The sequence below is a fragment of the Patescibacteria group bacterium genome (genome assembly GCA_018897295.1).
Taxonomy (GTDB): domain Bacteria; phylum Patescibacteriota; class Minisyncoccia; order RBG-13-40-8-A; family RBG-13-40-8-A; genus JAHILA01.
This window is the reverse complement of sequence record JAHILA010000014.1, coordinates 85,887-105,418: the sequence shown is the minus strand read 5'-3', so window position 1 is coordinate 105,418 and position 19,532 is coordinate 85,887. Positions and strand designations below refer to the sequence as shown.

The 19,532-nt window shown below is 37.4% G+C and carries 18 protein-coding genes; 3 read left to right on the top strand and 15 right to left on the bottom strand.

From position 1 onward, the window contains the following. The first annotated feature begins 18 nt into the window (after nucleotides 1-18). Genes KKI21_02395 through miaA form a run of 3 tightly spaced genes read left to right on the top strand, consistent with a single transcriptional unit; the run spans nucleotide 19 to nucleotide 6,820 of the window. Nucleotides 19-3,234: a DNA polymerase III subunit alpha gene (locus KKI21_02395; GenBank protein MBU4285055.1), complete on the top strand. Its 3,216-nt coding sequence runs from the start codon at nucleotides 19-21 to the stop codon at nucleotides 3,232-3,234. Next, a complete protein-coding gene (thrS, locus tag KKI21_02390; protein ID MBU4285054.1) occupies nucleotides 3,231-4,952 on the top strand; it encodes a threonine--tRNA ligase in 1,722 nt (573 codons plus the stop codon). The genes KKI21_02395 and thrS overlap by 4 nt, the downstream gene beginning before the upstream one ends. Further along, nucleotides 4,949-6,820, top strand: a complete 1,872-nt coding sequence (gene miaA / locus KKI21_02385; protein MBU4285053.1) for a tRNA (adenosine(37)-N6)-dimethylallyltransferase MiaA — start codon at nucleotides 4,949-4,951, stop codon at nucleotides 6,818-6,820. Before thrS ends, miaA begins: the two co-directional genes overlap by 4 nt. Before the next feature lie 8 nt (nucleotides 6,821-6,828). Here the strand turns inward: miaA and KKI21_02380 are convergent, their stop codons facing one another. The 15 genes from KKI21_02380 to KKI21_02310 form a co-directional block, all read right to left on the bottom strand. Continuing rightward, entirely contained in the window at nucleotides 6,829-7,197 is a 369-nt protein-coding gene (locus KKI21_02380; GenBank protein ID MBU4285052.1) for a hypothetical protein, read from the bottom strand. 43 nt (nucleotides 7,198-7,240) lie between these two features. After that, entirely contained in the window at nucleotides 7,241-8,704 is a 1,464-nt protein-coding gene (gene gatB, locus KKI21_02375) for an Asp-tRNA(Asn)/Glu-tRNA(Gln) amidotransferase subunit GatB (GenBank protein MBU4285051.1), read from the bottom strand. Nucleotides 8,705-8,782: 78 nt separating this feature from the next. Further along, nucleotides 8,783-9,478, bottom strand: coding sequence for an FAD-dependent thymidylate synthase (gene thyX / locus KKI21_02370; GenBank protein ID MBU4285050.1), 696 nt, complete (start codon nucleotides 9,476-9,478; stop codon nucleotides 8,783-8,785). Then, on the bottom strand, nucleotides 9,471-9,944 hold the full coding sequence (locus tag KKI21_02365; protein MBU4285049.1) for a dCMP deaminase family protein: 474 nt from the start codon (nucleotides 9,942-9,944) through the stop codon (nucleotides 9,471-9,473). Before KKI21_02365 ends, thyX begins: the two co-directional genes overlap by 8 nt. Before the next feature lie 113 nt (nucleotides 9,945-10,057). Beyond that, the gene (locus KKI21_02360; protein MBU4285048.1) at nucleotides 10,058-10,969 is read right to left on the bottom strand and encodes an FAD-dependent oxidoreductase; all 912 of its coding nucleotides are present in this window, start codon (nucleotides 10,967-10,969) and stop codon (nucleotides 10,058-10,060) included. Next, on the bottom strand, nucleotides 10,966-11,193 hold the full coding sequence (locus KKI21_02355; GenBank protein ID MBU4285047.1) for a glutathione S-transferase N-terminal domain-containing protein: 228 nt from the start codon (nucleotides 11,191-11,193) through the stop codon (nucleotides 10,966-10,968). The genes KKI21_02360 and KKI21_02355 overlap by 4 nt, the downstream gene beginning before the upstream one ends. A 4-nt stretch (nucleotides 11,194-11,197) precedes the next feature. After that, complete coding sequence (locus tag KKI21_02350; protein ID MBU4285046.1) at nucleotides 11,198-11,650, bottom strand: hypothetical protein; 453 nt, start codon at nucleotides 11,648-11,650, stop codon at nucleotides 11,198-11,200. A gap of 30 nt (nucleotides 11,651-11,680) precedes the next feature. Next, nucleotides 11,681-12,586, bottom strand: a complete 906-nt coding sequence (gene amrS / locus KKI21_02345) for an AmmeMemoRadiSam system radical SAM enzyme (protein MBU4285045.1) — start codon at nucleotides 12,584-12,586, stop codon at nucleotides 11,681-11,683. A gap of 7 nt (nucleotides 12,587-12,593) precedes the next feature. After that, entirely contained in the window at nucleotides 12,594-13,517 is a 924-nt protein-coding gene (locus KKI21_02340) for a thioredoxin domain-containing protein (protein ID MBU4285044.1), read from the bottom strand. Nucleotides 13,518-13,523: 6 nt separating this feature from the next. After that, nucleotides 13,524-13,886, bottom strand: a complete 363-nt coding sequence (locus KKI21_02335; GenBank protein MBU4285043.1) for an iron-sulfur cluster assembly scaffold protein — start codon at nucleotides 13,884-13,886, stop codon at nucleotides 13,524-13,526. A gap of 10 nt (nucleotides 13,887-13,896) precedes the next feature. Continuing rightward, nucleotides 13,897-15,090: a cysteine desulfurase gene (locus KKI21_02330; protein ID MBU4285042.1), complete on the bottom strand. Its 1,194-nt coding sequence runs from the start codon at nucleotides 15,088-15,090 to the stop codon at nucleotides 13,897-13,899. A 4-nt stretch (nucleotides 15,091-15,094) separates the two neighbouring features. After that, nucleotides 15,095-15,979, bottom strand: a complete 885-nt coding sequence (locus KKI21_02325) for an EamA family transporter (GenBank protein MBU4285041.1) — start codon at nucleotides 15,977-15,979, stop codon at nucleotides 15,095-15,097. Beyond that, nucleotides 15,976-17,142: a glycoside hydrolase family 1 protein gene (locus KKI21_02320; GenBank protein MBU4285040.1), complete on the bottom strand. Its 1,167-nt coding sequence runs from the start codon at nucleotides 17,140-17,142 to the stop codon at nucleotides 15,976-15,978. Before KKI21_02320 ends, KKI21_02325 begins: the two co-directional genes overlap by 4 nt. Further along, nucleotides 17,142-18,302: a hypothetical protein gene (locus KKI21_02315; GenBank protein MBU4285039.1), complete on the bottom strand. Its 1,161-nt coding sequence runs from the start codon at nucleotides 18,300-18,302 to the stop codon at nucleotides 17,142-17,144. Before KKI21_02315 ends, KKI21_02320 begins: the two co-directional genes overlap by 1 nt. Before the next feature lie 19 nt (nucleotides 18,303-18,321). Continuing rightward, nucleotides 18,322-19,506 (bottom strand): tyrosine--tRNA ligase, encoded by a 1,185-nt coding sequence (locus tag KKI21_02310; GenBank protein ID MBU4285038.1) that lies wholly within the window; start codon nucleotides 19,504-19,506, stop codon nucleotides 18,322-18,324. Nucleotides 19,507-19,532 lie beyond the last annotated feature (26 nt).

The window sequence follows — 19,532 nt, the reverse complement described above, 5'->3', positions numbered from 1 at the left end:
TTGTGATATAATAAGTTCATGGCGGAACAAAAGTTTACACACTTACACGTTCATAGTCATTATTCGCTTTTGGACGGATTGGCAAAAATTGATGAACTAATTGAAAAAGCCAAGGCAACAGGAATGGATTCCTTGGCTCTTACTGACCACGGCACAATGTACGGCGTGGTTGAATTTTATAAAAAAGCAACTTCTGCCGGTATAAAACCGATTATCGGCGTTGAAACCTATCTCGTACCAGGAAGCCGCTTTGACAAAACCGCAGGCAAATCCGATATCAGATATCATTTAATCTTATTGGCAAAAGACAAAACCGGCTATCATAATTTAATCAAACTCGTAACCAAAGCCCATCTTGAGGGTTTTTATTATAAGCCGAGAATCGACAAAGAAATTTTGAAAGAGTATCACGAGGGACTGATTGCTCTGACCGCCTGTCCGCAAGGAGAAATTCCGTCCGCGCTTCTGGCTGACGACATTGCCAAAGCAAAAAAACTTACCTTAGAATATTCAAAACTTTTCGGCAAGGACAATTTTTATCTTGAAATAATGGACCATCCGAATGATTTAAACCAGGTCCGTCTGAATGAAAAGATTGTCAAACTAGCAAAAGAAACAAATTTGCCATTGGTTGCCACTAATGATGTTCATTATTTAAACAAAGAAGATGCTGATGTGCACGATGTTCTGCTTTGCGTCCAGACCAACCGCACTGTTGGTGAAAAAAACAGAATGACTATGAAAGGCGAAGATTATTCCCTGAAACCGCCCGATGAAATGATTAGCGCATTTCGCAATATTCCGGAAGCGATTGAAAGCACCCAGAAAATCGCTGATATGTGCAACCTTAAACTGGAGCTTGATAAAATCGAGCTTCCCCACTTTCCTCTTCCTGAAGACGAAACAGCGAATTCTTATCTGAAAAAATTATGCGAAAAAGGATTGCGCAAAAGAGACTTTGGAGAAAATCTCAACCAGGCAAAAAAACAACTGAAATTTGAATTGGGGGTTATTGAAAAAACCGGCTTCGCTTCGTACTTCCTGATTGTCCAGGACGTAGTTAATTGGGCAAAAAATAACAACATTGTCGTCGGGCCAGGAAGAGGTTCAGCAGCAGGTTCGATTGTCTCTTATCTTTTAAATATCACTAATGTCGACCCGCTGAAATACAAACTTCTTTTTGAAAGATTTCTTAATCCGGAAAGAATAAGTATGCCTGATATTGATTTAGATTTTGCCGATATTAGACGAAATGAAATTGTTAATTACGTTGCAAAAAAATACGGAGCTGACCACGTTGCCCAAATTATTACTTTTGGAACAATGGCCAGCCGCGCTGCAATCAGAGACACTGGCAGAGCTCTCGGCTATACCTATGCTTTCTGCGACCAAATTGCTAAAATGATTCCTTTCGGCTTTGGATTAAAAGAAGCCCTAGAAAAGGTTCCCGAACTTTCCCAATCCTACGACACTGATGACCAGGTAAAAATATTGATTGATATTGCTACGAAATTAGAAGGCGTTGCCCGCCATGCTTCAACCCATGCCTGCGGAATTGTAATCACTAAAAATCCGATTGATTTTTATGCTCCGCGCCAATTTGCACCGCAGGACGAGAATTCTATTGTCACTCAATATGAAATGCACAGCATTGAAGCGCTTGGACTCTTAAAAATGGATTTTCTCGGCTTAAAAAATCTAACCACTATTGAAACAGCTTTAAATCTCATTGAAAAACTCCGGGGAATTAAAATTAATATTGATGATATACCATTAGACGACAAAAAAACCTTTGAACTTTTCAAAAGAGTAAATACAGTCGGGGTATTCCAATTGGAATCTTCCGGCATGAGAAAATATTTGCAGAAATTAAAACCAAATGACTTAGAAGACATTATTGTCATGATTTCTTTATACCGGCCCGGACCCATGGATTTGATTCCCGATTATATTGCCCGGAAACACGGAGAAAAAGAAATTAAATATGTCCATCCGAAACTCGAGCCAATCCTGAAAAATACTTACGGCATTACTGTTTACCAGGAACAACTGATGCAAATTGCAAAAGATTTAGCGGGATTTACCATGTCCGAAGCAGATGTTTTGAGAAAAGCAGTCGGCAAAAAAATTAGAAAACTACTTGAACAGCAGGCCGATAAAATGATTGACGGCATGGTGAAAAACGGAATTGATAAAGAAATCGCACAGAAAATATGGGATTCTATCGAGCCATTTGCCCAATATGGATTTAATCGTTCTCATGCAACCTGTTATGCTCTAATTGCTTACCAGACAGCTTATTTAAAAGCGAATTATCCAGAGGAATTTATCACTGCTTTAATGCAGGCAGACCAAAAAGACCTGGATAGGATTAATATTTTAGTTGATGAGGCGAAAAAAATGGGCATCCAGGTTTTAGCTCCGGATATCAATGAAAGTTTTGATAATTTTACGCTCGTCCCTGCCTCGCCGGCAGGCGGGCCTCCATCAATTCGCTTCGGATTAGCAGCAATAAAAAACGTAGGTCATAATGTTGTGGCAGCAATTGTTGAAGAAAGAAAGCAAAATGGAAATTTTCAAACCATGGCTGGTTTCCTCACTCGCCTTACTCCTCAAGCGGGGAAATCAGCAATTATCAATAAAAAATCTCTGGAAAACTTAATCCGCGCAGGAGCATTCGATGCTCTTGCCCAAAGAAAAGAATTATTAGAACATTTAGAGGAACTCTTGGAATTCTCTAAAGAATCGCAAAAAACAAAAGATAACGGCCAAGCCAGCTTATTCGGCGAAGAACTAATAACAAATAAAAACCAATTATTATTCACTAACGGAAACGGCAATGGAAAAAGAAAATTGTTAAGCGAGGAAATCCAATGGGAAAAAGATTTACTGGGAATGTATATCTCTGACCATCCGCTTAAAAACCACGAAGGCTTCTTGAAAGGCAAAATAATCCAGATTAGGGACTTGCTCAAAGAGAAAAAAGATAGTAAAGTTAAAATTGCAGGGGTAATTATCAAGATTACCAAATTTATTACCAAATCCGGCAAGCCGATGCTGTTTGTAAAAGCGGAGGACTTGACCAGCGCGATAGAAATCTTGGTCTTTGCCACAATTTTGGAAAAAAATCCGACCATTTGGCAGGAAGGAAAAGTCATCTTGGTCGAGGGCCGCCTGACTGATAAAGACGACCAACTAAAAATCCTCTGTGATAATGCAGAAGAAATTATATGAAAATTGATACAATACGACATTCAATAAGCCACATTATGGCATATGCAGTTCAGGAATTATTTCCTGGAACTAAATTTGCTATTGGCCCGACAATTGAGAACGGATTTTACTACGACTTCCATTTGCCCGCCGAAGCTCGCGGAGCGAAGGCGAGGGCGACCTTAGTTCCAGAAGATCTACCGAAGATTGAAAAAAGAATGCGCGAGCTAATCAAACAAAATATTGAATTCAAAAGAAAATTAGTCCCCAAGTCACAAGCTATAAAATTATTCAAAAACCAGCCATATAAATTGGAGCTTATAAAAGACCTCGACAGCAAAAACGCAACTATTTATATTAGCGGAGATTTTACTGATTTATGCAAAGGCCCGCACGTAAAATCCACAAAGGAAATTAATCCTGATGCATTTAAGCTGACAAAAATCGCTGGCGCTTATTGGCGCGGAGATGAAAAAAATCCCATGCTGCAAAGAATTTACGGAATTGCTTTTAATACTAAAGGAGAGTTGGATGCTTATCTGAAACAAATCAAAGAAGCGGAAAAGCGCGACCATCGTTTAATCGGCCAAAAACTGGATTTATTCAGCATTGACGAAGAAGTCGGACCGGGACTAATCCTCTGGCATCCTAAGGGAACGGCTTTAAAGGGAGTAATTGAAAATTACTGGGTTAATGAACATCTAAAAAACGGCTATGAAATAATCGACACTCCCCATATCGGCCGGATAAAACTCTGGCAAACATCAGGCCATACTGATTTTTACAAAGAAAATATGTTCGGCCCAATGCAAGTTGAAGGCGATAAATACTTAATCAAGCCGATGAACTGCCCGTTCCACATGAAAATCTATAAGACCAAAAGCCGAAGCTACAGAGATTTGCCCGTACGCTGGGCAGAACTCGGTACGGTTTATAGGTTTGAACGTTCCGGAGTTCTGCATGGCTTGACCCGAGTCAGAGGATTTACCCAGGATGATGCGCACATAATCTGCACCCCGGACCAATTGGCTGATGAAATGATGGCTGCTGTAAAATTCGGCATCAAACTTCTAAAAGAATTTGGATTTAAAGAATATAATATTTATCTGGCTACTCGGCCGGAAAAATATGTAGGAACTCCGAAGAATTGGGAAAAAGCAACCAATACTCTAAAAAATGTCTTAAATAAATTGAATCTAAAATACCAAGTTGATAAAGGCGGAGGGGTTTTTTACGGGCCGAAAATTGATATCAAAATCAAAGATTCATTAGGAAGGGAATGGCAATGCACTACTGTCCAGTTTGACTTTAATCTGCCGGAAAAATTTGATTTGACTTATATTGACGACAAAGGCAAAAAACAAAGGCCATATATGGTTCATCGAGCCCTGCTTGGTTCAATAGAAAGATTCATCGGGGTTTTGCTTGAAAATTATGCTGGTGCTTTGCCATTCTGGCTCTCCCCTATCCAGGTTTATGTTATTCCTATTGGAGACCGCCACGCGAAATATGCCGAGCAAATCAAAGAAAAACTTATGACTCATGGTTTAAGAATTAAAGTAAAGAATGAAAACGAAACTGTTTCTAAAAAAATCCGCGAGGGAGAAATACAAAAAATCCCTTATATGCTTGTAGTTGGAGATGAAGAAATAAAAAATAAATCTGTTCGCGTAAGAACCAGAGAAAAAGGAGATATCGGAATGATGAAAATTGAAGGATTTATCAAGAAAATAAAATGAGGTATTACATCAAAACATTCGGCTGCCAAATGAATGAAAGCGATTCCGAGAGAATCGCTTCATTTTTAGAACAACGAAATTATAGGAATACGGATAAAATGGAAAATGCTGACCTGATAGTAGTTGTCGCCTGCTCTATACGACAAAGCGCGATTGATAGAATCTTCGGCCTAAAGAAAAAATTTGCAAAAATCAAGGCAAAGAAAATTTTAACTGGCTGCGTTTTAAAGGCAGATAAACCTAAATTTAAATCTTTCTTTAACGAGATTTTATCAATCAATGAATTTCTCGGGAAAAAATATCTGGAGATGAAACCAAAATACTCCTGCCTCGCTGGCAGGCAGGCCTGCCTGCCAGCGAGGCAGACAAATCAAAAATCAGCATTTGTACCCATAATGACCGGCTGCAACAATTTCTGCTCTTACTGCGCAGTCCCCTACACCCGCGGCAGAGAGGTTTCAAGATCAACAAAAAATATAATTTTTGAAATAAAAAATCTCATTAAAAATAGATATAAAGAGATTATTTTACTCGGACAAAACGTTAATTCATATAAAGATCAGCCCACGGCTGACCACCCGCAGGGTGGCAAAACTACTTTTCCAATATTGCTTAAACTTATTTCCGGAATCCCGGGTGATTTTACAGTAAAATTTCTTACTTCCCATCCTAAAGATTTCTCCGCAGAATTGATTGATGTAATCACTGAATCGCCAAAAATCAGCAAAGAAATCCATTTACCGGTTCAAAGTGGAGACAATGAAATTCTGAAAAAGATGAATCGCGGATACACAACAGAAAAATATCTTAATTTAATTAGAAAAATCCGTGCAAAAATCCCTCAAGCAAAAATTACCACAGATGTAATTGTGGGTTTTCCCGGCGAAACAAAAAAACAATTTGAGAATACAGTCGGATTATTCAAAAAAGTCGGATTTGACATGGCTTATATTAATAAATATTCAACCAGGCCCGGAACGTTGGCCAGCAGATTTAAAGACGATGTCCTATGGAAAGAAAAGGTAAGGAGGTGGAGAGTTTTAAATAAATTAACCAAAACAAAACCTAAACTGATTGTCATTATTGGACCAACTGCTTCGGGAAAATCCACTTTTGCCATCAAACTGGCTAAAAAAATAAATGGTGAAATTATTTCAGCTGATTCAAGGCAAGTTTATAAAGGAATGGATATTGGCACAGGCAAGACCACGAAGAAAGAAATGCAAGACATCCCTCACCATATAATAGATATTGCTAATCCCCAAAAACAGATTAGTGTCACAGAGTACAAAAAATTGGCATTACAAGCAATAGATAAAATTTATAAACAAGGAAAAACACCGATTATTTGCGGCGGCACTGGATTTTATATTCAGGCAATGGTTAATGAAATAGTAATTCCAGAAGTTAAACCTGATTGGAAATTAAGAAAAGAATTAGAAAAGAAAACCGAGAAAGAATTATTTAAACAATTAAAAAAACTCGACCCGAATCGAGCAAAAAATATTGATGCTAAAAACAAACGCAGATTAATCAGGGCGTTGGAGATTATCATTAAAACCAATAAACCAATACCTCAATTAAAAAGCAGTCCCCGATTCAGTGTCCAGTATATTAAAATTGAAAAATCTTCAGCAGAGCTGAAAAAATTAATAGATAAAAGGGTTGATAAAATGATTAAAATGGGGCTGGAAAAAGAAGTGAATAAATTAGTCAAAAAATATGGCTGGACAACAGTATTGAAAAATACTATTGGCTACGCAGAATGGAAAAACTCCGAGAACAGAAAACAAATCATCGAGACGATTAAACTCCATACTCTTCAATATGCCAAGCGCCAGCTTACCTGGTTTAAAAAATTCGCCTGAATAAAATTTTAGCCCTTGCTTCCGAATTCCTCTTTGGCGATTTTCCTGGCCCTATCCATGGCCATTTCTTCAATTTTTTGCGGAGAATAAGCTTCTTTCATCAACTCTTCTCTGGCTTGAACCATTATCTCGTTCTGTATTTCCTGAGACAAAACATCAAGGGCGTGAACTTTTTCACCCTTTTCCTTTTTTTCTGCACGCACCACCCTCATATCCTCTCCCTGTTCTATAACGATATCCGATCCTTTCTGAAAATCAGTTGTTATTTGTGCTTCTTCGTTGATTCTCGCCAATTCATGCTCTTTGGCTATTCTTGCCTTATCTTCGGGAGTTAATGGAGGTTTTCTTTTAAAATCTCTATCCATGGTTTCAAACATAAAATTTTATTAATAATTATCCTCTTATTATATATTATAAAAATCATTTTGTCAATATATCCCGCAATATCTTGGCAACTATCTCGGGATTGGCTTTGCCTTTGGTCTCGCGCATTGCCTGACCAACTAAAAACTGCAATACGGTTTCCTTTCCTTGCTTGTAATCCTCAACTGGCTGGGGATTGTTTTTTATTATTTTCTCCGCAATCTTATCCAAGTCCCCTTCTTTGCTTAATTGCTTCAGGTTTTTAGATTCAATAATTTGCGAAGGGTCTGCGCCAGTTCTAAACATTTCTTTTAAAACTTCCTGCGTCCCGCTTGAGGAAACCTCGCCGATAAAAGTCAAATAAATCAATTCTGCAAAATTTTCCGCAGTTATTTTAATCTCCCGACTTGTAGAAACAAATTTTGGAAACTCAGTAATAATATAATTGGAGCTTAAAATTATCAATCTATTGATATCGGTTTTAATCTTGCCCGACTTTAGCCAAGCATTAAGCTCGCTTACTGCGTGCTCGAAAAAATCAGCCAAATATTTAAAATTCACCAATACTTCTGCGCTTTTTTCTGGTAATTTATACTCTCTTTTAAATCTTTTCCTTCTTGCTTGCGGCAACTCAGGAATTTCTGCCTGCAATTTCTTAATCAATTCAGCTTTAATGTCTAGTGGCGGCAAATCCGGCTCTGGGAAATAACGATAATCATCAGATGTTTCCTTTATTCTCTGGGAGAATGTTTCCTGCTTCGCGTCATTCCATCCTCTTGTTTCATGTTCTACCTTACCTTGCCTACCGGCAGGCAGGTCGTCTTTTTCCAAAATCCTTTGCTGCCTGATAATCTCGTATTCAATTGCTTTTTCAACGCTCTTGAATGAATTAAGGTTTTTCACTTCAACTTTTGTGCCCATATTTAAACTTATATTTGCTTCCACGCGCATCTGTCCCTTTTCCATATCAGCATCGGAAATTCCCAGATATCTTAAAATTAATTGCAATTCTTGGGCAAAATTCTTTGTCTGTTCAGCAGAATGGATGTCCGGCTCTGTAACTAGTTCCATTAAAGGCATGCCAGCGCGATTATAATCAACTAAAGAATATCCCTGCCTACCGGCAGGTAGATCGCCTTTGTCATGCATTAATCTTCCAGTATCTTCTTCCAAATGTATTCTCCTGATTTTAATATTATTCAATTCTCCCTTAAAACATAAAGGAGCTTCAAATTGCGTAATCTGATAACCTTTTGGCAAATCAGGGTAAAAATAATTCTTTCTTTCAAACCAAGTTTTCTCTGCAATTTTGCAGTTTAAAGCCAATCCTGCTTTTATTACACTGTAAATTGCTTCTTCGTTAATAACAGGCAAACTCCCTGGCTGAGCAGTACAAATCGGACAAATATTTTTATTTGCTTCTTTTTCCAGAGGGTCGTTCAAACAAGAACAAAACATTTTTGTCTTTGTTTTTAATTCAACGTGAATCTCCAGCCCAATTGTAGGTTCATACTTATTCATAGTTCAATTATATTTTATATCAAAACAATAAAAAAATGAAGCTCTGTTGGTTATCTAACCAATAGAGCTTCTTAAAATTCAGTCCTCCTTTCTGGCTAATTCAATGAAATCTTCAAAAAGAGAAGGAACTTCCTTGATGACGATTTCAAACATTAACTTGGCCATTCTGCGGATTTCCCATTCCGCATCTTTGGCAAGGCGCAGATTGAAGAAATATCGCAGAGAACAGACATTGCAGTAGAAATAGCATGGCGTATTCCAGAAAACTGGCATAATTTTTCTGCTGTCTTGCTTGGTCGCGCCGAGTCTCCGTTTTTCTTCGTAATCTTCAATTGCTTTCTTCGCTTTTTCTTCGTCGATTGCCAGGAGTTTCCGTACTTTTTGTTCATCATTGACGTAGTCGTAAGTACAGTAGATGAAATTGTTCTCGCTAGCCGGGACAAATCTTGTACTCCGGTACGTCCATCCCACGCCGATGCGATGTCTTACCCATTGGTTCTGAAGGCTTTTCGTAATGCCGGAAACAAGAAACGTGAAACAAACGGATTCCAAAGGCGTATGATGCCTCTTTTTGATCAAATCCCGATTCAACCGCAGATCATCATCCTGGGTTCCTTTGGATTCATGACTTACCCGAGCAGTAAAACCAGGCAGGGTTTCGGTAATGCACAAATCAACAAACCTTCCAACCGGCTTAGAGATAGCCACCAACTCGACTAACGGTTCTACACTCCTGAATAAACCCTTTCTTAAATACTTCCATCTGTCAATCATTTTTTCCTCCTCTCTGAAATTTTTCCAATTTGATTTTCTTTTCTTGAAAAAGTTTACTGACTTGCGGCCATTCCTCCTCATATTTGATTTTGTAAACGAATCTCTTAATTCCAAGATTCACAAGGTGTTTGGCACAATCGTAACAAGGAGACAAAGTACAATAAACAGTTGAACCTTCAAGACCCACTCCATTTCTGGCAGCATTCACAATGCCATTCATCTCAGCATGAGCTCCCCTACATTTTTTTGAACCAGAAGGCATTATCACATCATTAACCTTTTTAGCGCAGCCAATTTCACTACAATGATTATCTCCCCCTCTGGTAGGACCATTAAATCCTACTTGTAAAAATTGTTTCTCCTTGGCAAAAACTGCGCCAACCTGATAGAGAATACATGCCGATCTATCGGCAATATTCTCAGCCATCGCCATAAAAGTTTCATCCCAGCTCGGTCTTTTTTTCATATTTCCTCCTCTGTTGAATTTTAAAGAGCGATCCTCCTTAATTATTGTATTTAAAGCATAATCCTATAATAAAAACCCGTCAATGACGAGTTGATAATAGAAAATCAAAGGGATTATTTTTTTTCTAAATAATCTGTGACTGCTAAAACTGCTTTTGCGCCTTCGCCGCAGGCAATTACAATCTGCTCGTATTTAATATCAGTAATATCTCCTGCTGCGAACAATCCCGGTGTTTTTGTATAATTATTTTTATCAATTACAATCTCCCCTATTTTATTCAACTCCACTAATTTTTCAGCAAACCCAACCTTTGCTTCCATGCCAACAGAAATAAATACTCCTTGTACTTTTATTTCATTATCCTTACTTGTTTTTCTATCCTCATAAACCAAGCTATCTACAAATTTTGTTCCTTTAATCTCTTTTATTGCTACATTTGTAATAAATTCTACTTTTCCTGTATTGGCTAATTTTTCCTTGGTAGTCGGGTCTCCTTTCATTTCTTCAAAAAATTCCAAGATATAAACTTTTTTGGCATATTTTACCAAATCCAACGCTGTGCTAAAGCTGGAATTTCCTCCGCCAACAACTGCCACATCCTTATTTTTAAACATCGGCGCATCGCAGGTTGCGCAAATACTCACCCCCTTTCCTTTAAATTCTTCTTCGCCTGAAACATTTAACATTCGCGGAATCTTGCCAGTAGCAATAATGACTGTTCTCGCTTCATATTCCAGTTCATTGTCTCTTACTAAAAAATTGTCGCCCTTTTTATCCAGATTAATCACTTCTTTATCCTGTTTTATTTCAATTTCGAATTCTTTAAGATGTTCTGTCATCTGTTTAATCAACTCTGTACCTGAAATAATTTTCGTTCCGGGCCAATTTTCGATTTCATTAGCTTTAACTATCTGGCCGCCCCATTCCTTGGTAATTAAAAGAGTTTTTAATTTTTTCCTAGCAGCATAAATCCCGGCAGTTATTCCAGCCGGCCCTCCACCAATAATAATTAAATCGTATATCATAATTTTAATAATTGCTTAATGCGTTCTTGATTAAATCCTATAATAATTTCCCCATTAATATCTATGACAGGCACCCCGTATTGCCCTGACTTTTCAATCATTTCCTTCTGGGCTTCCAAATCCTGCGAAACATCAATATCTTGAAATTCTATATTGCGTTCTTTTAAATAACCCTTGAGAGCCACGCAATATGGGCAGCTCGGAGTTGAAAATACTCTTACCATAAAATTATATACTTAGTGAGTCCTTAATTTTTTGCATTATCTCATCAAGTTTTTCCTCTAATGCTTGCTTCAAATTTTCTTTTTGCTTTTCTATCGCTTTTTGAATCGCATTGTTTAGCGCATCTTTGGCTTTGTTCAAATAAGACTGATAAACACCATTCAACTTCTCGGCTAATTCCGTATTTCCCTTTAAAAGCATTTCTTTGGCTTCTATAACTCTCTTTTCCGCAAACACCTTGTATCTTTCCGCCCGGTTTTCAGCGCCAAAAGTGAAAAATATAACAATCTTCTCCCACCAGATTTTCAAAAAATAAAATTTACTGTCAGCCGATATTTTGGGCCCTGGTAGATCATTTGGAAACCCTGCCTCGACTCGCGCAACGCGAGGCTGGACAGCCAAAAGATAAATAGGAATTACTACACCTAAAATTATTAAGATTAAGATTATTTTCCCCATACATTTTTATTATATCACAAAAATAAAATACTACACATTTCCCGGATAAACATATCTTAAACCAACCCTTTTGCCGATTTCAACTGCTTGATGAATTTTTTCAACTGGCGTAGATGGGATATCCGACAATTTATATTGCGGGAAAAAGCGCGAAACGTGCCAAGGAATTTCATCTCCTAATTCTTTTTTAATAAATTCGGCAATGTTTTTTAGTTCTTTTTCTGAATCATTCTTGCCAGAAATTATCAGAGTTGTAATTTCCAAATGGACTTTCCCGCCTTGACTCGCGAAGCTCGTCGACGCGAGACGGGTCAAATTTTCTAAAACCGGCTTAAGCCGCGCTCCACAAATTTCCTGATAAAATTTTTCTGTAAATCCTTTCAAATCAATATTAATTGCATCCAAATAAGGACCAACTAAGTCCAAACATTCTTTAGTCATATATCCATTAGAAACCCAGATGTTTTTTAATCCCTTTTTATGCGCTAATTTCATGCAATCCAAAGCAAATTCCACAAAAACAGTTGGTTCGGTATAAGTATAAGAAATGCTCGGGCATTTGCCATCTAAGGCGTCTTGAACAATCTGTTCTGGGGTTTTGTCCCGACCATAGTCCTGACTTGGATCGGGACCGCGGTCTGGACCAAGCTGGGATATATCCGCATTTTGGCAATGCAAGCAGCGAAAATTACAGCCAGCCGTGGCAAAAGACAAAGAAAAAGTCCCTGGCAAAAAATGATACAGGGGCTTTTTCTCAATCGGGTCAATATGTTCGGCAATTATTTTGCCGTAGACCAAACTATATAATTTTCCGTTTTGATTTTCACGCACTCCGCAGATTCCGCGCTTTTTATCCAATATAACGCATCTGTGATTGCACGCATTGCATTGAACTTTACTGCCACCTAATTTTTTGTAAAGTAATGCTTCTTTCATATCTTGGTTATTCGCATCCGCCAGTTGAAGTTGTACCAGAATCAGTTCCTAAGCTCGTGGAACATTCTGATGGCGCAGTGCTAAATCCTGCGCAAATAGCAGATTTATACCCTTCTGCGCTTCTTGTTCCTGTAAATTCCTTGTCATTAATTATAAGCTGAGGCGAACCGCTGATGTCGTATTTCTTTCCTAATTCAACTTCATTCTCTAATAAAGAAATTTTTTCCTCTGCAAAACAGGTCTTCACATTATTAACATCAACTCCGGAATTCTTGGCAATTTTTTCCCAGCAAGCATCAACATCTTGATAATTGCAAGAAGCATTTATTTGCTTTACAAAATCCCAGAATTTTTCTTTTTGATATTTCTGCACGCATAATTCTCGAATACCTTGATTTAATTCCTGTATCCCATGCATTGAGCAATATTTGCCATTAGCTACACAGTAATCAGAGCCGCCGCCTTGGTAATTTTCGTAAATCACATAATGCAATTCAATATCCGCCTTATCCTTTAATAAATCAACGACCTCTATCATTATTTCTTCTGCCTGATTGCCATAAGGACAAAAACTCATTACAAATAAATCAGCGTTTGTTTTGTCTTGTTTTGGAATATCGCTATTGGCATCGCTACTGGCAGTTGTGTCTTCTGTAATTGCTATGCCGCTTGGAAATATTAATTTTCCATCAAGAGAAATATATGAAGTCATTTCTTGTTCTCCGACTTTAAGTTCTAATTTGTACACCCCATTTTCCTTTACCACGTCTCCGACTAATGTTGCAGTAGCCTGGCCTTCTAATACTTTATCGATATAATCTATAACTATCTCTCCGGCCTCTTTTGAAGATATCCCTTTTTGGCTGTAAAGCACCTGAGCAATACCCAAAACAATCAGAATTATAATTATTGGAATTAAAAGTTTTTTCATATTTTATTACTTGTATTTATTAATCGCATCTTTTAATGCCTCAGTGACTAACTGAGCACAATGAATTTTTAATGGAGGTAATGTTCCCAATTCATCAGAAACATCCTGAAAACCGATTTTTAATGCCTGCTCTAATGTCTTGCCTTTTGCCAGCTTACAAATCATATCTGAAGAAGCAATGGCTGAGGCGCAGCCCAATGTTTCGAATTTAATACCTTTTATTCTCCTGCTTTTTTCGTCAATTTTTAAATATAAAGTCAGTAAATCTCCGCAGCGCGGATTACCTGCTTTTCCAATCACGTCCGGATTATTAATTTTACCAAAAAACTTGGGATTAGTAAAATGCTGCATTATTTGTTTGTTATAAATAGCCATAAATTTAGCGGCCGGAAATTTTTCTTAGTTTTTCGACTACCTTTGGCAAAATTTTTATAAAATAATCAATTTCTTTAATTGTTGTATATTTCCCCATACTCACTCTCAAACTAGAATGCGCGTCTAATTCGGGCAATCCCATCGCGATTAAAACGTGCGAAGGCAACAAGGTAGTTGAAGTGCAGGCCGAGCCGGTTGAAACAGCAATCCCTTCTTGGTCCAAAGCAATAACCAGGCTTTCCCCTTCAACTCCCAAAAAACTAAAATTAACGATGTTCGGCAATCTTTCTTCTGGTCGTTTCGAGCCATTAACCTTGCTGCCTTGGACGTTTTCTAGAACACCGTCTACTAATTTATTCCTTAATATTTCCATTTTTCGAATTTCGGCTTTCGTATTTCTGATTTTTGCAATCGCCTCCCCCATACCAACAATACCGGCAACGTTTTCCGTCCCTGCCCTCAATTTCCATTCATGGCTCCCGCCAGTAATTAACGACGCAATCGGCGTACCCTCTTTAATATAGAGAATCCCGACTCCTTTTGGCCCGTAAATCTTATGGGCTGAAAGTGTTAACAAATCAACTTTCAAATCATCAACTCTGCAGTCCAGCCAATTCGCTGCCTGAACCGCGTCAACGTGGAAATAAGTCGGATGCTCTTCGTTTTTGTTAGTTTCGCCAATAATTTTTCCGATTTTCTTAATTGGCTGCACAGAACCAACCTCATTATTCGCGTACATTATTGAAACTAAATCAGTTTCAGGAGTAATCTCAGCCCTAAGGTCATCCAAATTTATCAAACCATCCGGCCCTACTGGCAGATAAGTTATCCTGATTCCTTCTTTTTCCAAATCCCTGCAGGTTTCCAGCACTGCTTTGTGCTCTATTTTTGAAATAATAATATGAATTCTCTCCCCTGCTTGTTTTTTACGTTTTAGAGCCTTTATTAAGCCCCTGATCGCAAGATTATCGCTTTCTGATGCAGAGCCCGTAAAAACAATTTCCAATGGCTTGCAGTTTAAAAACTTAGCCACTTTTTTCCTGGCTTCATCAATTGCGCTGCCTCCCTCTTGGCCAAACTTATGTATAGACGATGGATTACCGTATTTATCAGTTAAATACGGCATCATTTTTTTTAAAACTCCGGCATCTAATGATGTCGTGGCAGCATAATCAAAATAAATCCTTGACTTACTCATAATATTATATTACCAAAAGACTTAATCCTATACAAATAAAGATGATGGCGACGATCTTTTGAATAAGAACCTCTTTATTAAACTGTTCTTTCAAAACCGGAATCTTCTTCAATAATAATAAAGCCAAAATCAAAACAAAAACATACTGCAATCCCTGAAAAGCAGTTGTCAAAGTTACGCTTCCCAAAAATACTGCCAGATACAAGAATAAGCTCCCCGCAACATTTAAAGTCCTGCCTAATATAAAGAATTTTGTTGTTTTTGATTTAACCTGTTTCGTTTCTGAAAATATAAGCTCTCGGTTCTTTTTCAAAAACAATAAAGTTAGAGCTATTAACGCTACCCCAACCCTTACCCAAATCAGACCGCTGACAAAATTGGTTCCTAAAAATAAATACTTAGTGATTACCCAAAAAAGCGCAAAGAAAAAAGCTGAAACAATAGATAATCCCAAAACCCCATTTCCCATAAAATGCTTTTTCCTAAACCCTACAACTAAACATCCCAAAACCAATAATAAAAAAGCTATTATCTGTTGAAATGTTAGAAATTCTTTTATAATACAGGAGCTCAAAATCAAAACAAATACTGAACTTGCGGCGCCTACAAAAGGCACGACCCTGGAAATTTCTTCTCTGTTTACGGCTTTATAAAAAAACAGGAAAGCACTAATCTGCGCAACTCCAGCAATTAAACTCCAAAAAACTTCCGCGCCATTGGGCATTACAAATCCAAATGGAATTAAAACTAAAACAAATATGCCTAAAACCCCAACATAGAAAGAATAAACCACTTGGTGCGGCATTGACCTGGAAAGGATATATTTATCAAGTATAAAAACTAATGCGTAGAAAAACTGGGCTAAAATTACTAATAAAATCCAACTCATAAATTTATTCCATTATTCTTACAAATTCCCGCGTAAACCTTACTGCTTGGGCGCGGAATTCGTTGAAGAGTTTTATAATCAATTTCAATCAAGCCAAAATGTGGCTCAAATCCTTTATCCCACTCAAAATTATCCAATAACGACCAATGGAAATATCCGCGCACATCAACTCCTTCTCCAATTGCTTTATGAACCCATTTTAAATGCTCAATAATGAATTTTGCCCGTTTTTCATCCTTGGCATCAGCCAAGCCGTTTTCCGTAATGTAAATCGGTTTCTGGTATTTTTTCAAATCTTTTAAAACGTGATAAATCCCTTCTGGCACAATTCCCCATCCAAGATCACTAACATTCCTGTTTTTAAAAATAAAATTTAAAAAAGAAGAACTAAAATAGAAATTTAAACCAATAAAATCCTGATAATTCTTAATCTCGTTTAAAAACCAATGATTCCATTTATAATTTAAAACTAATTCTATGATACCGCGATACCAAATATTATTCTTAGCTATGCCGACTATAGCACGAGGAGAGATTTCGTGAATTTTTTTATAAGCTAATTTATGCGCTTCGACCAACTGGTTTAAAACCTTTTGGGAATTGCTGTAATTTTTCTCGAATGGCGGCCAGTCGCCGCGCAAATAACAATGCGAAACATAAACATTCGGCTCATTTAAAGTAATCCAAAACTTAACTAAATCCTTGTACTCTAATATTATTTTCTCAACAAATTTTTCAAAATCTTTTGGTGCGTCTTTATTCAACCACCCGCCTTGACTCGGCGAGGCAGGCCCGCCCTTCTCAGCAAACCAAACAGGCAGAGTCCAATGATACAAAGTCACAAACGGCTCCAGCCCTCTTTCTTTAAGCGCCAAAATTACTTTTCTGTAATGCTCAATTTCTTTTTGGTCAAATTTTCCTTTCTCGGGTTCAATACGAGCCCACTCAATTGAAAATCGGTGGGCATTATTATTTATCTCTTTTGCTAAATTAAAATCCTCTTCAAACCGATTGTAATGGTCGCAACAAATTCCAGCATCAAATTTTTCCCCGGCTACACCCTGCCTGCCGGCAAGGCAGGTCCAATCATTTTTTATCCCTCCTTCCACTTGATATGCAGATGTAGCTGTGCCCCAATAAAAATTTTCTGGGAATTTTAACATTACTGCACGATTAAAATATTGTTATAATTTTCGGTCAGCATTTTTTCCGCTTCTTTGATTTTTACATTTAATCTCATAATATTAAACATATTCAGCTCTTCTCCTTCTGACCTCTCAAGAAAGTATAAAGAATTACTGGAACCGTCAAATGCCAGTTGGCTGATATAGCTTCCGGAGTATATCTCATTATCCGTTTCCTTGTATAAATCAACCAAGTGGATTGTCTCAATTATTTCATTGTTTTTACCTGACTTTTGTTCTGTGTAAAAAAATCCTTTTTCTGTATCTAGCCAGATTTTGTCACTGATTCTATCTGTGGTTAAAACCGGTTTATAGTCTCTTTTTTCGAAATCGCCCAAATAAAGCTCAGTAATTTCCTTATCGTTTTTCTTGCTGTAGATCTCGTAAAGAAACATCTTGCCGCTTGGCGAGAATTCTATATTCTGGCAATTGGTCAGATTAGTATTGCAGCCTTTTGGAATTATATATTCTACTCTCTTGGTTTTTATATTTATTCTACCCAAGCTTTTGATATTCGCATCAAAAATTCCCTGAAAATAGACATAATCTTCATTCCAGCGCTTTAACAAAAGCACATTTTCCTCAAATTTTGCTAATAGTTGCGGACTTTCACCGTCTGCTATACTTATCCATAACTCCCTCTTCGTATCGTTCTTCTCTATTTCCTCATAAGTTGAATCTTTAATTTCTTTAATCCATGCAATGCTATTGCTATCCGGAGAAAAAACCAAGCTGGTTGAATCAATCGGCTGTTCAATTTTCTTTTCTGTTCCGGTTTTTAGATTGACCAGAATCGGATCATAATAAATCCTGCTTGCTATCATGCCGTTGCCTAAATCTCCTATCTGCTCTTCCTTTGATTTTTTAAAATAAACTAATTGGCGCCTGTCCGGCGAAATAAAAGAATGGCGGGGCGGCTTGTATTTGCCTAAATCAACTTCCTGAGCAGCAACCGTAATAATCTTTTCGCCTTCGCCTTTATTATCTAATAAGAACAAATTGGCTTTATTCCCATCAAGTCGGTAATAAAAAACTCCTTCGCCCAGTTTCGGGCTAAGGATTTTCCAAAGCAGGATTCCAAGAATAATACCGATTAGAACTGCTATTAAAATAAAGAAAGTTAATCGCTTTCTCTCCATGAAAACCAGTATAACATATCTAAATTATCTTTGCAAAGAACCTCTTGCCTTTCTGAATTACGCTTCCTCGATTAACTGTGATGTCAATCGATTTTATTTCTTCGCCGTCAATTTCAATCCCGCCCTGCTCAATCAGTCTTTTTGCGTCTCCTCTGCTCGTTGCCAGTTTTGTTTCAACCAAAACATCAACAATATCCCTTCCTGCTAATTTATATTTCTGGATTTCGTCCGGTAAATCTTTTTTCTGGAAAACCGAAACAAAATATTTTTTGCCCTTTTCTGCGCCTTTTTCTCCCCAATAGATTTTTACGATTTCAAAAGCCAATTCCATCTTGATATCGCGCGGGTTAGTTATTTCCAGTAAAAGTTTTTTTCCATATTCCCTGATTTTATCCATATCAATGCGGGTACAATGCACAAAATAAGTAATAATCAAATCATCTGAAATGCTCATCACTTTTCCGAACATATCTTTTGGCTCGTCTGTAACATTAATTGTATTCCCCCAACTTGAGCTCATTTTCCTGCCATCAGTTCCCAAAATTAGATTAGTCATTAAAATGTCCTGCGCTTCCTGGCCATAATGTTCTTGCAATGTCCTGCCTGCTAATAAATTAAATCTTTGGTCTGTCCCGCCAAGTTCAACATCTGCTTTGATTGCAATACTGTCATATCCTTGCAATAAAGGATATAGTAATTCTCTTAGAGAAATGTGTTTTTCTTCTACTAATCTTTTTCTGATATTTTCTCTGGCAATAAATTCTCCTAATGAAAATTGGTTTGCTAACTTACTAATCTCGCCAAAATTAAGTTTTTTAAGCCATTTTGAATTATGTTCGATTTTGGCTTTTTTAACATTGATAATCTTTCCTGCCTGCTCAACATAATTTTTCATATTTTTCTTAACCTGTTCTCCGGAAAGCATCGGCCTTTCGGAATCTTTGTCAGAAGTATCGCCTACCATGCCCGTAAAGTCGCCTATAACAAAAATAATCTCGTGGCCAAGCTCCTGAAAGTCCTTCATTTTCAACAATGTAACTGCTCTGCCAATATGAATATTGGGGCTGGTGGGGTCAATTCCAAGTTTCACCCTTAATTTTTTGCCAGACATCAATTTCCCGCGCAAGTGTTTTAGGTCAATTACCTCGCTTACCCCGCGGGTTAATATCTCTTCTATTTTGTTTTCATCTATTTTCACACTCATACCCTGTAGTAGATTTTTGACTAATT

Bases quoted from the DNA above. Each gene is read 5' to 3' on its own strand.
- KKI21_02395 (MBU4285055.1), top strand. From the start codon at position 19: ATGGCGGAACAAAAGTTTACACACTTACACGTTCATAGTCATTATTCG.
- thrS (MBU4285054.1), top strand. From the start codon at position 3,231: ATGAAAATTGATACAATACGACATTCAATAAGCCACATTATGGCATAT.
- miaA (MBU4285053.1), top strand. From the start codon at position 4,949: ATGAGGTATTACATCAAAACATTCGGCTGCCAAATGAATGAAAGCGAT.
- KKI21_02380 (MBU4285052.1), bottom strand. From the start codon at position 7,197: ATGTTTGAAACCATGGATAGAGATTTTAAAAGAAAACCTCCATTAACT.
- gatB (MBU4285051.1), bottom strand. From the start codon at position 8,704: ATGAATAAGTATGAACCTACAATTGGGCTGGAGATTCACGTTGAATTA.
- thyX (MBU4285050.1), bottom strand. From the start codon at position 9,478: ATGATTGACAGATGGAAGTATTTAAGAAAGGGTTTATTCAGGAGTGTA.
- KKI21_02365 (MBU4285049.1), bottom strand. From the start codon at position 9,944: ATGAAAAAAAGACCGAGCTGGGATGAAACTTTTATGGCGATGGCTGAG.
- KKI21_02360 (MBU4285048.1), bottom strand. From the start codon at position 10,969: ATGATATACGATTTAATTATTATTGGTGGAGGGCCGGCTGGAATAACT.
- KKI21_02355 (MBU4285047.1), bottom strand. From the start codon at position 11,193: ATGGTAAGAGTATTTTCAACTCCGAGCTGCCCATATTGCGTGGCTCTC.
- KKI21_02350 (MBU4285046.1), bottom strand. From the start codon at position 11,650: ATGGGGAAAATAATCTTAATCTTAATAATTTTAGGTGTAGTAATTCCT.
- amrS (MBU4285045.1), bottom strand. From the start codon at position 12,586: ATGAAAGAAGCATTACTTTACAAAAAATTAGGTGGCAGTAAAGTTCAA.
- KKI21_02340 (MBU4285044.1), bottom strand. From the start codon at position 13,517: ATGAAAAAACTTTTAATTCCAATAATTATAATTCTGATTGTTTTGGGT.
- KKI21_02330 (MBU4285042.1), bottom strand. From the start codon at position 15,090: ATGAGTAAGTCAAGGATTTATTTTGATTATGCTGCCACGACATCATTA.
- KKI21_02325 (MBU4285041.1), bottom strand. From the start codon at position 15,979: ATGAGTTGGATTTTATTAGTAATTTTAGCCCAGTTTTTCTACGCATTA.
- KKI21_02320 (MBU4285040.1), bottom strand. From the start codon at position 17,142: ATGTTAAAATTCCCAGAAAATTTTTATTGGGGCACAGCTACATCTGCA.
- KKI21_02315 (MBU4285039.1), bottom strand. From the start codon at position 18,302: ATGGAGAGAAAGCGATTAACTTTCTTTATTTTAATAGCAGTTCTAATC.
- KKI21_02310 (MBU4285038.1), bottom strand. From the start codon at position 19,506: ATGAGTGTGAAAATAGATGAAAACAAAATAGAAGAGATATTAACCCGC.